We start from the raw sequence: 11,244 nt of genomic DNA on the forward strand, positions 1-11,244 counted from the left end.
AATTACAGTTTTCAATTCGGAAATTTCATTGTCGCATAAACTGTCCCGCACATTTGTTTCCGAAATAAATTGATTTACTTTCTCTTTCAGGGAATCGCAGTTGGAAATAATTTCAGAAGTGTCTTTCAGATTTTTTCCCTCTGAAATCAGGAAATGAATTTTTCCCTGAAGAGAATTTTCATTTTGCTTTGATTCTCCTAGAGCAGTTTCTGTTTTTACAATCTGCTGCCGTAAAGAATTATTTTTTTGCATCCAGTATTGAATTTCATTTTTGTATTTGTTCTCAATGGAATTTACCTGCCCCTGCATTTCTTTCACTGCAATTTTTGATTCCTTGATTTCTCCTTTAAATCCTTCCATAGAATGAAACAGGAGATAAGTTGAAATGGCAGAAAGCAAACTGAATAAAATGGTGATGATGATTGTTCTTTTCATGGTTGTGTTTCGTTTTTAGTTTCGTTGATTGTTTTTGTTTTTCTCTCTATGGAATACCCGAAGCATCCCGCACCGATGATGCTGACGAATGAGTAAAACATATATTCGGGAACCGTGATTCCGAAGAATTGCTGGGCGAGCCAACTGATAAGAGTTACCGCAACAAAAATCAGTGTTACTGTTTCGCGTAAAGCATAACTTCCATCTTTGTCTTTCAATATTTGTTTTACAAAATCAGTCATTGGTGTTGTAGTAGTAATAAGTGATTAACCCGATTCCGAGCGTGAGCGTTCCGGCAGCGATTCTTTTTAACGATTCTCTTCTCATCGCACGGAAATCAAGCAGCGCGTAAGTGAATCGGTTGCCGTAAAGTTTTGCGTGTCGTTCGCAGAGTTCCATAAAAAAATTAAAGTCATTCGCATCGGCAAAGACCTGACATCCTGCAGAGTATTTGTTGATGTATTTTGTTTTCCCTTCTGAAAATGCGCGGTGAATGTTGATTCCGAAAAGTCCTTCTTCTTTTTTCCCGTTGAGAAAATCCAATTTCGCATTGCGGTTGTAGTCGCGCATTATTTTTACAGGCGCAACCTGCACCAACGCTTTATACTGCCCGAGATGCATTCCGATTTGATACGCATTTACATACTGCCCCTGTGCAAGAATCGCTGTGCCTTGCGGCTGGAGCGGATTCTCTAACCAGAATGTGCCCGGGTCGGTGGTCGCTTTGAAAATGTGGTATTCCCATTTGAACGGTTTTGATTTGTAAAAAACATGAATCTCATCGTCAAAGCGATTGGGCGAAACATTCCCTGAGCGAATCCCAACGAGGTTGAGTTCGTAAGGGCGCGTGTTCAGCGCGAATCCCTCGTGACGAAGAATGGATTTTACTCTTGGAAAAATCATGCGGCCTGTCTGAAATCGGGTTCGTAATTTTTGAGCCACTCTCTCACATCAAAACTCGGACACGCTTTTGCCACATTCGGAAAATCTCTGTGACCGAGAACTTTCGCCTTCGGATATTTTTCCGTGAGTTCCACGATTTTGTCAAACATGGAATTTTTCTGTGCGGAAGTTCTGTTGTCAAACGGCTTTCCGTCTTTGTCAATTCCTCCGATGTAAGAAATGTGAATGCACTCCTGATTGTGCCCGTACGCTCCGTAAGAAATTTTGCTTTCATCAAGCAGTTGCACGATTTCTCCGTCACGCTGGATGATGTAATGGTAGCCGGGCGTGTCTCCCCATCCGCGTTGTTCCTTCCAGAATTTTTTAATCGCTTCCAGCGTTGCGGTCGGCTGCGTTGCGGTGCAATGCACCACGATGTAATTGATTGTTCTCATTTTCTTTTTTTGTTTTTAGAAATTAGTTAGAGATATTTTATGGTTGATGTTTTTACAATGAATTTTTTTCCGTTGTTTTCAAAAAGAGTGAACTCTCCCCTCTGTGCGATTTCAGTTCCGAGAATCATCTTTGCGGGAACTTTCGCTCCTTCGCGCGGAGTTCTCCAAACCGTGGTCGGATGAACCGTCATTACTTTGAATCCGTCAATCCCCGAGAGCGACCATTTGCTTCCATCGTATTTCAATCCCATCCGTGAAAACTCCAAGCGAATCATTTGTTTCTGCTCGTCATCGGAAAAACTTCCCAAGAGTCCGTTCACGAGCGTCTGGCTTACTCCTCTTAAAGAATATTTTTTGAACTCGCTGCTCACGGCTGAATAATCATCCTTCGTCCGCATTTTTTTCAGGGAGGAAATCACTCCGCTGATGTCTTTGTTCACCGCATCTTTGTAAAGTGATTTTGCCAACTGGCTCGCATCAAAACCCGTTGTCTTCACCAAAACATTGTAAGTGTTTTCATCAATCGTATCGGGAAGATTTTTTTTCGCCAATGCAGTCGCCATTTCATTTCCGAAGTCGCCATCCGCTCCGTATCTCGGAAGAATATCTCTTCCGTATTTTGCAATCAGCGCATCCTGCAATGTTTTCACTTTTGTTCCCTTGCTTCCTTTTTTCAGAGGGAAATCATCATTACGGTTTTCTTTCTGAGTGAAGAACGAAGGAATGAATGCGCTTTTCTGAGGAGCGATTTGTTTCGTATCATCAGAAGAAGAATCATCCGACTCATCTTCTTTTTTCTTTTTTCTCTTCTGATAAAAATCCCATCCGAAATAACTGAGTATTCCGGTCGCTGCAATTCCCAATCCGATGAGAAGTAATTTCTTTTTCTTATTTGGGTTTTCCTTTTCCATTTTATTTCTGAGGTTTTGAGGTGATGATTTTCATCCAGCCGCTGTATTCTCCAAAATCGCTTTCTGATTTTAAATCGTCAATCATATTCGTTCCGTACAAAACTTTGTAATGAGCCGCCACCTGAACAAACGCATCCTGCGTTGGTATTTCCTGAAAGACCGCCTTTATCGCATCCTCATCCGTTCCCGGAAAGGGACCGTAACTTTTATCAAATGCCGCCTTCAGCCGCTTCGCCCACTCTTCGTATTTGTAAGGAGTGAGTTGGTTTTGCTGTTCTCCTTTTTTTCCGATGCGGTCGGGTTTTGCATTGACGATGGCGAGCATCTCGTTGTATTCTGTGCTTTGCAACTCATCGCTCATATCTCGGTAAATGCTGCTGTTGTAAAGTTTCTGATAAGCAGCCGCCACTTTTCTGAAGTCCTTTTTGCTCGGAATTTCCCTTAGCACCGTTCTCAAAGCGGGAGTGTTCGTTCCGGGCCATCCGTCATTTTCAAACGCCATCTTGATTTGCTTGGCGTAAGTGGCAGGAGAATCTTCCGTCAGCGTATCTTTCTCCTCGCTGTTGGAAATAATTTTTCGGATGATGCTTCTTCCCAGAAAAAAAGTTCCCACCGTAATGACAACAGTTCCGCCAGCGTAAAGGAGTTTTTCCTTCAGAGTGAATTCCTCTTCTTCTTTTTTTATGGTTGCTGCACTCATTTTACAATCCGAGATATTTTTTTCCCAATGCGGTTTTCACAGGATTGTGTTCCACGACATCGGCAAGTTTCTCCAGTTCTCTTGCCGTAAGTTTTGTGGACAGCACAATTAATGTTTTCGTGCAGAGTTTTGATGCGAGCGCAGTCAGCGCAGTCATCTTCGCTTTCGCTTCCGCCTCTGTGTGAGCGGGGATTGAAAAATCGTAAGTGAATTTTTTCATTTTGTGTTTTGTTGTTTGATATTGATGTTTAATAATTCCGCAACGGGTTTGATGTTGGATTTGTCCTTCACAAATTCATCAATGACGGAGAGAATCATTTCCAATTCTTCCTTGTTGAAATTTTCCCTGAATGATTTTGCAAACTCAATCAGCGTTTTATCATTTTCCTCTGCGGAGTTTCCTTCTCCGGATGATTTCGCTTTGAAACTCGCTTCGGCTTCGGGTTTCTTTTCCGTTTCTGTTTTCGCTCCCGAAAGATTTCCCTTCTCCTCTTTTTTTATTGACAAAATCTGCGGGGCGAGGTCTTTCAGAACAGAAGTGAAGTCGCCCAAACTTTTCGCTTCCTGCAATTTTTTTTCCGTCTCCGAAATAATGCCTTTGAGTTTTTCAATGTAGTCCTCCGCTTCGGAAAGTTTTCCTTTTGTCTCTTCTAATTTCTCTTTCACCTTCTCGCAATCCCATTCTTTTTTCGCCTGTGTAACTTTCTCGCTGACGATGTTTGTTACCTCCGCTCCGCTGAGCGTTTGATTCTGCTGCGGCTGATTTTGCGCGGACTCTTTTTCTTTTTCTTTCAGCGTAAAAATTTTCTGCGTGTAGCGGTTGGAATCGGGCGTGTTGTAGATGAAAATTTTTACCGTTTCGGTTTCCTCATCCATATACGGCTCAAAGGATTCCAGATTTTGTATGTTGTCGGTCTTTGGAACGATTTTGAAATCGTCCACATAAACTTCAAAATATTTTGTCTGCCCCTGCGCTTTCATTTCCTCCATCCACATTTTCAATTGCGCGATTTTCAGAGGAGAATATTTATGTTTGTTGCTGCTTTGCATCGCTGGTCGTTTTGTGCTTCATAATTCCCATTGCGAAACGCAGATGGACGATTGCCGAAGCGTAATTTTTTATTTTGATTTTTCCCTGATGTTCGTATTTCAGTTCGTTCGCATTTTTCAAACTCAAATCAAAAACCCCGAAGTCGGAGGACACATTCACGCTGTCAATTTCATCCACTAAAATCCAGAGTTGGTTGTAAGCGTTGCGCTCCACCGTTTCCCCGGGCTGAAGAACAAGATGAATGAGTTCGGGATAATAATTTTTACAGAATCCCAAATCGTTCATCCTGTTTTGCAGAATTTCAAATGCGGATTCTACGGTCATTGTTTTTCAGTTTTGTACCACACGGAGAGAATCACCTCGTAAGTGAAATCCTGTTTCAGAAATTCTCCGAGTTTGTCTTTGTAAAATCCGTTGATGACTGTCGTCTTTCTTTCCAAAGTCACTTTCTGAATTTCCATCTTTACTAAATGCGTCCAGATTCTTTCGGGAAGAATATCCTTCGTTGAAAAATTTCTCAGCGGCAGTTCTGCGTTCAGGTCGCTGATACTTGCTGCATAAAAAATATTTTCCCTTGCGTTGCTCTGAAGTTTCAGTTCTCCCACAAATGAACTCTGCCCGGAAGAAGAATCATTTGGAAATGCTCCGTTGATTAAATCTGGGTTCTGTGAAAAATTTGTCCCGCCTGTTTTTGTCGGAGCCGGAGGAATAGCAATCACTCCGCTGTCAGCAGTCGGTCCTTTGATTCGTACATCGGTTTCAATTCCGAAAATTATTTTTGCATCAGACGGAACCCGCACCTGAAAGTGTTTGATTTCTCCCTGCTTGGAAATCGGAATTATTTCCACTATGACTTTTTCTGTTTTCATTTCGCGTCATCCATTTCGCATTCAAATTCAAGAATGACAGTGTATGGAGTGAAATTTGTTCCGAACGAATCGCTGTCTTTGAAATCCAATTTCACGATTCCGTTTCCCGGGTGCATTGATTTGAGGTCTCTGTAACGGGTGTTCACATTCGTGTTCAGTCCCGACATCCATCTCCGCGTCATATAATTTTCGGGAACGATTTCATCGCGGTTGATTTCCAACCGCTGCGAGCCGCGGAACAAAATCAAATCGGGTCGGTCGGAGTCAATCAGCACTCCTTTCAATGCGACAATGCTTTTGTCAAATTCAAAAGTTCCCGAGAAGGTTTGGTTCGCTCCTTTCACCAGCAGGTCAAATCGTTTGTAAATTGTTTTTATCATTTTGTTTTGTTAGTTGTCAATTGTTAGTCGTCCATTGTTTTTTTAAATTGGCAATTTGCAGTCGGCAGTTTGCAATTTCTTGCCTACTGCCAACTGCTTACTGCCAACTGCTCTTACGGAGTGGTTATCGTTCCGTGCAGTCCCGCCCAGAGTTGAGCGTTCTTATCAACGCCCTGCATCGTGCCGAGCGAAACGGTGAGTTCAATCAGGATGTCATCGTGAATGAGGCGCGGGTTGGCGAGTTTGTAATATCCCGCAGGAACCATTGTGTAAGAGTTCGTCTTGAACACATTGTTGCTCGTCTCGGGAACAATCTGCTTTTTGTTCGCCTTCAAATCAAATTCTCCGTTGGCGACAGCGGGAACTCCTTCCAGCCCTTTGAATTCAGCAGCCATCACCATATCGGGCGTTTGGTCTGCTGAAATTCCCGCGAGCAAAATAATTCCGCTCACAAGCAGCGCCTGATTCTTCGGGAGTTTTGCGTTGGAGACATTCCGCAAACCGATTTCCTTCACATCCTGCGTTTCAAACAGTTTGATGGTTTTGGAAGTAACCGGCTTGATGGAATAAATCACCGTGTCCGCCAGACGCAGTTCGCCCTTCCTCAGTCCTTCGCGGATGTGCGCGGGCAGTTCGTGGAAATGTTTTTCCATTTCCGCGCGGCTGCCTCTGCTTGCAGGCGGAAGCGCAGTGAGGCGGTTAAACATTCGTCCCCTTTTGAGAGGATTCATTTTGCGGAGTGTGCTGAGAAAATCACCGAGAAGTTCCTCATTCTCTCCGTCCAGTCCAAGCAACGCTCCTGCGTTGTTGTACTCTTCTGTTGCTTCTAAATTTCCTAACATAGTTTTGAGTTTTAGTGGTTAATAATAATTGTTGATTTACTTTTTAAAAGTTTTTTTCGCTGGGGTCAATGTCTCCGACTTCTTCATTGGAAATTTCTCCCGTTGAATTTTGCTTCTGCAAAGCGGCTGCGCCCGCATCGGCAACCTGCTTTTCAATTTTGTCAAGCGCAGTGAGGTCAAGTTCTTTTCCTTCTCCCAACTCTTTGTTTTCAGGGTAAGTGAAATACTGAACATCGCCAACGCCTTTTGTGGATTCATCATTTTTCTTTTCCTCTTTGCTCTTGAGAACTTTGTCAAGGAAAAGTTTTTCTTTGAAGGTGTCTTTGAAATTCATTACCCGGTCTTTCGCTCCTTCAATCATTCCTTCAAGACCTTCTTCTTTCTCCACACCTTTCATCTGCTCATTAGTTTGCTGATAGCCGTTTGCCGCCATCATTCCGATTCCGAAAACCGAGGCGAGACGGCTTTTGTAATAGTGACCGAGACCTGTTACTGCGGCTCCGATTAAGAGCGAGGCGCGACCGATGGCTGAACCCGCAACTCCTCCTGCGACTACGCCAATCACCACATCTTTCAATGTTTCAATGGCGGTGTTTTTCAGGTCGCCCTTCGTCTCCAAATCTCTGGTAATGTTTCCGAGCAGGGATTCTTTCTCCGCTGCTTTTTCGTATGAATTTTTTTTCATTGTGTATAGTTTTAAATGGTTTGATTTACTTTTTGATTACACCGATTACATCAATGCGACTTCATCTTTTTTTTTGTGAGAATATTTTTTCTTTTTCGTTCCCGATAATTGCTTCACAGGTTGATTTTGCTCTGCGGGATTTTCTTTCTTCTGTCCCGTTACCACACGATAACCGACATACAGCAATCCCAATCCTCCCGCTCCCCACAAAGTCGGCTTGAGCCATTTTTTGTTTTTGTCCCAGAATCCTTTTTTTGTTGAGCCGTCATCTGTATTGCTGCTTGTGCTGTCATCCGTTGCGGAATTATCAGTCGCAGTTTTTTCGGCAGAAGTTTTTTCTGTTTTGTCGGTGGTCGTTGCATCGGTGTTTTTGCTGTCGGCATTCGTATCCGCAGGAAGATTTTTTCCGTCATCGCCTTTGTCGGTGTTTTCAAAATCCTTTGAACCCTCTCCGCTTTTTTTATGAAAAATATTTCCGACACTTTTCAGAAGTCCTGCAATGGCAGCGAGCGCGCCTGTTGCGGCTGTGATGGAGGCAGCGGTCACCGGTTCTCCGAGCGCACCGAGTTCTTCCATGCCTTCCACATTTTCGGAGCGGTACATTTCTTCTCCGAGCAATTGAGAGAGCGGAGTTCCTTCGTGCATTCCGAAAACATTTTCGTCCGGACGAAATTCCTCTCCGAGTCCGTTCACTTCGTGATGCTTGTTTCCTTTTCCTTTGAGAATCGCTTTTTTGAAATTCTCCGGCTTGCCTCCCGCTCCGTAGTAAATCTGTTCCAGTTTGTCTTTTATTTTTTTCAGGTGTTGTAATTTCTCCATATCAATTCCTTTTTTCTTCGCATCTTCATCGCTGAGGTACGCCCATTTCAACCGCTGTGCGATTTTGAAAATGTTGAGTTTCATGGAAGCGAGAACTCCGTTCCGCAGAAGAATGGTTGCGGGATTCACGCGGTTGGCGAAGTGAAGTCCTTCCCTGAGAATGTCTTTCAGTTTTTTTCTTCCGAGACCATCCTCGTTTTCAGTTCCGCTTAAGTAGTGTAAGTCCATTGGTGTGTCTTTTATTTCTGTGTATGGTTCTTCGTAATTGTAATGGTTCACCACGCAGTCAATCGTGATGTGTTTTCCGTTGGCTCTCGGCACGATTGGATATATGTGCTGGAAATAATCCTGCTTATATCTTGCGATGCGAAGCGAGTGCGGTATTTTCAGATTCGTCAGAATGCTGCTGATGAATACCGTGTAGCAGTCGCAGTCCACGCCCCGGTGACGGTCGTGCCATGTTCTCGCTGGAGAACGGATTTGCTCCAATCCGTCCGCATCTTTATGGTAAGCGATGTGCTCATAAACAAAATGCCAGATGTTTCGGCAGGTTTCGGGAACGGAATTTCCGCGAAGGAGTTCTGCAATTTTTTTCGTCTGACCGAGTGTTTCATTCACCACTTTCGGAATGAACTTCACCGTGTCGGAAACAGTCGCTCCTTTTTTCACTGTCACTTCGTTCAGGTCCGCAACAGGAAAAAGATGGTCGTATTCCAACCCGCTTTTTATTTTCCGTTTTGTTTTCGCTTCCATTTTAATTTTTCAGAATTAATTGTTCCGCTTTTTCATAGGGAAGTTTTTTCCATCCCAAGTCAATCGTGGAAATCGTTTTTGAAGTGAGTTTCACCGACTCACCGTTCAACAGTGATGAAATCATTCCTGCGCTCGCGGAGAATACATTGCGCGGTGGGATTTTTATCATAATCGCTTCCGCAACCGCTTCTCCGTAGGCGGGAATCGTAATGTCTTTGTCCACCACCTGTGAACTTCCGATGGTGGTCCCGCTGTCGGCAGGATAAATGAGTTTGATGAACGGAAATTTTATTTTGAATTTTGTGCGCGTTGGATTTTTCAGTTGCACATCCACGCGAATCACCAATCCGCTCAAATCCAGTTTGTGAATCTTTATGCTTGCGAAGGATTCCAATTCCACGCTCGTGCGCTTCAGGCGGAAAAAATAGGTGAGTCCTGCAATGGCTCCGCCAATGATTCCCGTTCCGATTATGGTTTTCTTCCAACTCATTTTTTGTTTTTGATTTTGTCGCTGATGTAATCGCTTGTGATTTTGAAAGTCATCCAGATTAAACCACCGATAGCAGCTTTGAGGGCGTACTCGGCTAAACTTGAAGAATCAAGGTTGGCAAGGAGTACCGCCCCCGTTAAAAAAATGTTCGTGCTGCTATCGCTGGTCGTCATATGATTTTTTGTTTCCATTTTTTTTCAGAATGATTTTTTTTGAATCACGCTACAAAGAAAATACAAGGGGTTTTTATGATTTCGACTTAATCTGAGTTTGTCTTAGTTTGTCTTAAACATTCCGACTTCGTTGAAAACATTCTGACTTTTTCGCAACAGATTTTTTCATTCCACCTCAATTGTGTAAGGAACACTCAGGTTTTCAAAAATGATTTTCACCTGCGGAATGGTGTAGTAGCGACCTTTCCGCTCTCCCACTTCGTCTTTAAATTCGTTAATCCATTTTTGCAGAGTTTCTCTGCACACTCCGTAAATCCTCGCTAACTCGGATATGGTATAGGGTTTTACCATCACGGTTTGTTTGGGCAGTTGTTTTTGTTTTTGCGTATTCATTGGAAAAATTTTATGCTGTAAAATGAAAATGATTTAAAATCGGGTTGAGTGAAAATGCTTCTCCGCAGTTTTCGCAAATGGAAATCTCTTTTCTCCTCTCAAGATTTTTGAGATACCATTCTTTTGTTCCTGCAAAACCTTTCGGGTTTAATTTGTTGAGCCAGATGCAGGGATGCGGAATGTAACGGTGAGAAAATCTGCTCACATATTCTTTCGCAAGAAGAATCCGCTCACAGTATCCTGTGAAATGTTTGTGGGCTGTGGCGGTGAATTTTTCCGCAGGAATTTCTTCGTAGTATTCCTGTATGTAGAGTTTAGAAATTTCAACTTCCGCTTCGCTGAAAGGAAATCCGCTCCACAAAATAGTGTGAGCGAAATCCCATGTGGCATCGGTGAGCAATCTGATTGCCGCAGGATGCACTCTGAATTTTTTTTGATTAGTTTTCATATTGTTTTTTATTTGTTCGTGAATGATTCGTGATGAATTCGGGAACAAAGGAATGGCGGAAAAAACTGGCGTCTTCCGATAGATTGTCCAAACTGTATGCGGATGGTTCAAATGGTAGTCAGTAGGTCCTAACCGCACTCAGATGGTCGTGACCGCTACTAAATTGTCGGAAGTAAAAGTTAATCCGACTTAATCTTTGTAATTCGGATTAAAAAAATAGGAGAGAAAAAAAATAACCCTGAGGGATTCGGGGCTTCAAGAAAAGTTTTACTCTAAATACGAAATGTGAATATTCACTGGGTCCTCAATAGACAATCTTGAATATACATTTCTTGGTGGAATAGATTTTCCATCATTTCCACTTATAGAAAAAATTAATGATTTTGTTTTTAATGACACGACAAACCACTCTATGCCACCAAATTGTTTTGCAATAGTTTCTGCTTTGGGGTTAAAAATTTTGGGTGAAATTTTAAATTCACCACCTTTAACAACCAATTTTCCAATAAGATAAACATGAAAGTAAATATATTTAACTCCTAATTTCTTTAAAGGTATTTTTGTGTCTCTCTTTGAATCAAATTCTCGATTTAAAATTGGAAATCTATTAAGTGCCGCAGGAAGAAAATATCCCAAATTAGTCCAATTAAAATCCGAATAAAATTCTTTCCCTTTTAATTGACCCCAATGGTCAGATTTTTTTTCCATACTTTTCGGTGAAGAAATCAAATGATGACTTGAAGCATGATAAGAAAAATGGTCTATTTCTTGGTTCAGCAACTTTTCACCGCTAAATGAATATGTAACGGTTCCTTCTTTTTCAACTTTATCAAATTTTAAATTTTGAAATCGCCCGCACTGATCTTATCATCGACCTACGCCAACATTATTATCATACGAGCTATGATTTTAAATTTTTTGGCAAACATCTAGGCGACTCCCGCGCCTCAAAATTAGA

General features: G+C 42.3%; 19 protein-coding genes. All 19 read right to left on the reverse strand.

The features are described 5' to 3' along the window. Nucleotides 1–435: hypothetical protein (locus tag HY063_10925; GenBank protein MBI3502295.1), on the reverse strand; the 435-nt coding region annotated here is incomplete at its 3' end. Then, complete coding sequence (locus HY063_10930) at nucleotides 432–677, reverse strand: hypothetical protein (protein MBI3502296.1); 246 nt, start codon at nucleotides 675–677, stop codon at nucleotides 432–434. The genes HY063_10925 and HY063_10930, both read right to left, overlap by 4 nt. Next, nucleotides 670–1,338 carry a hypothetical protein gene (locus HY063_10935; GenBank protein MBI3502297.1) on the reverse strand — a complete coding sequence of 223 codons (669 nt, stop codon included), beginning with the start codon at nucleotides 1,336–1,338 and terminating at the stop codon, nucleotides 670–672. Before HY063_10935 ends, HY063_10930 begins: the two co-directional genes overlap by 8 nt. Beyond that, nucleotides 1,335–1,772, reverse strand: coding sequence for an N-acetylmuramoyl-L-alanine amidase (locus HY063_10940; GenBank protein MBI3502298.1), 438 nt, complete (start codon nucleotides 1,770–1,772; stop codon nucleotides 1,335–1,337). Before HY063_10940 ends, HY063_10935 begins: the two co-directional genes overlap by 4 nt. Nucleotides 1,773–1,798: 26 nt before the next feature. Continuing rightward, nucleotides 1,799–2,683 carry a hypothetical protein gene (locus HY063_10945; protein ID MBI3502299.1) on the reverse strand — a complete coding sequence of 295 codons (885 nt, stop codon included), beginning with the start codon at nucleotides 2,681–2,683 and terminating at the stop codon, nucleotides 1,799–1,801. Nucleotide 2,684: 1 nt separating this feature from the next. Then, the gene (locus tag HY063_10950) at nucleotides 2,685–3,383 is read right to left on the reverse strand and encodes a hypothetical protein (protein ID MBI3502300.1); all 699 of its coding nucleotides are present in this window, start codon (nucleotides 3,381–3,383) and stop codon (nucleotides 2,685–2,687) included. A gap of 1 nt (nucleotide 3,384) precedes the next feature. After that, nucleotides 3,385–3,603, reverse strand: coding sequence for a hypothetical protein (locus HY063_10955; GenBank protein MBI3502301.1), 219 nt, complete (start codon nucleotides 3,601–3,603; stop codon nucleotides 3,385–3,387). Next, the gene (locus tag HY063_10960; GenBank protein ID MBI3502302.1) at nucleotides 3,600–4,433 is read right to left on the reverse strand and encodes a hypothetical protein; all 834 of its coding nucleotides are present in this window, start codon (nucleotides 4,431–4,433) and stop codon (nucleotides 3,600–3,602) included. Before HY063_10960 ends, HY063_10955 begins: the two co-directional genes overlap by 4 nt. Further along, nucleotides 4,411–4,758, reverse strand: a complete 348-nt coding sequence (locus HY063_10965) for a hypothetical protein (GenBank protein MBI3502303.1) — start codon at nucleotides 4,756–4,758, stop codon at nucleotides 4,411–4,413. The genes HY063_10960 and HY063_10965 overlap by 23 nt, the downstream gene beginning before the upstream one ends. After that, on the reverse strand, nucleotides 4,755–5,303 hold the full coding sequence (locus HY063_10970) for a hypothetical protein (GenBank protein ID MBI3502304.1): 549 nt from the start codon (nucleotides 5,301–5,303) through the stop codon (nucleotides 4,755–4,757). Before HY063_10970 ends, HY063_10965 begins: the two co-directional genes overlap by 4 nt. Beyond that, nucleotides 5,300–5,683, reverse strand: coding sequence for a hypothetical protein (locus HY063_10975; GenBank protein ID MBI3502305.1), 384 nt, complete (start codon nucleotides 5,681–5,683; stop codon nucleotides 5,300–5,302). Before HY063_10975 ends, HY063_10970 begins: the two co-directional genes overlap by 4 nt. A 113-nt stretch (nucleotides 5,684–5,796) precedes the next feature. After that, nucleotides 5,797–6,525, reverse strand: coding sequence for a hypothetical protein (locus tag HY063_10980; protein MBI3502306.1), 729 nt, complete (start codon nucleotides 6,523–6,525; stop codon nucleotides 5,797–5,799). Nucleotides 6,526–6,568: 43 nt separating this feature from the next. Beyond that, entirely contained in the window at nucleotides 6,569–7,210 is a 642-nt protein-coding gene (locus tag HY063_10985) for a hypothetical protein (protein MBI3502307.1), read from the reverse strand. A gap of 45 nt (nucleotides 7,211–7,255) precedes the next feature. Then, nucleotides 7,256–8,782: a hypothetical protein gene (locus HY063_10990; protein ID MBI3502308.1), complete on the reverse strand. Its 1,527-nt coding sequence runs from the start codon at nucleotides 8,780–8,782 to the stop codon at nucleotides 7,256–7,258. Between the two features lies 1 nt (nucleotide 8,783). After that, nucleotides 8,784–9,272, reverse strand: a complete 489-nt coding sequence (locus tag HY063_10995) for a hypothetical protein (GenBank protein ID MBI3502309.1) — start codon at nucleotides 9,270–9,272, stop codon at nucleotides 8,784–8,786. After that, nucleotides 9,269–9,463, reverse strand: a complete 195-nt coding sequence (locus tag HY063_11000; GenBank protein MBI3502310.1) for a hypothetical protein — start codon at nucleotides 9,461–9,463, stop codon at nucleotides 9,269–9,271. The genes HY063_10995 and HY063_11000 overlap by 4 nt, the downstream gene beginning before the upstream one ends. Nucleotides 9,464–9,610: 147 nt before the next feature. Further along, nucleotides 9,611–9,838 carry a MerR family transcriptional regulator gene (locus HY063_11005; GenBank protein MBI3502311.1) on the reverse strand — a complete coding sequence of 76 codons (228 nt, stop codon included), beginning with the start codon at nucleotides 9,836–9,838 and terminating at the stop codon, nucleotides 9,611–9,613. A 10-nt stretch (nucleotides 9,839–9,848) separates the two neighbouring features. Continuing rightward, nucleotides 9,849–10,286 (reverse strand): hypothetical protein, encoded by a 438-nt coding sequence (locus HY063_11010; protein MBI3502312.1) that lies wholly within the window; start codon nucleotides 10,284–10,286, stop codon nucleotides 9,849–9,851. 267 nt (nucleotides 10,287–10,553) lie between these two features. Then, a complete protein-coding gene (locus tag HY063_11015) occupies nucleotides 10,554–10,994 on the reverse strand; it encodes a hypothetical protein (GenBank protein ID MBI3502313.1) in 441 nt (146 codons plus the stop codon). Nucleotides 10,995–11,244: the final 250 nt, after the last annotated feature.

It is taken from the genome of Bacteroidota bacterium, from assembly GCA_016195025.1.
GTDB lineage: Bacteria > Bacteroidota > Bacteroidia > Palsa-948 > Palsa-948 > Palsa-948.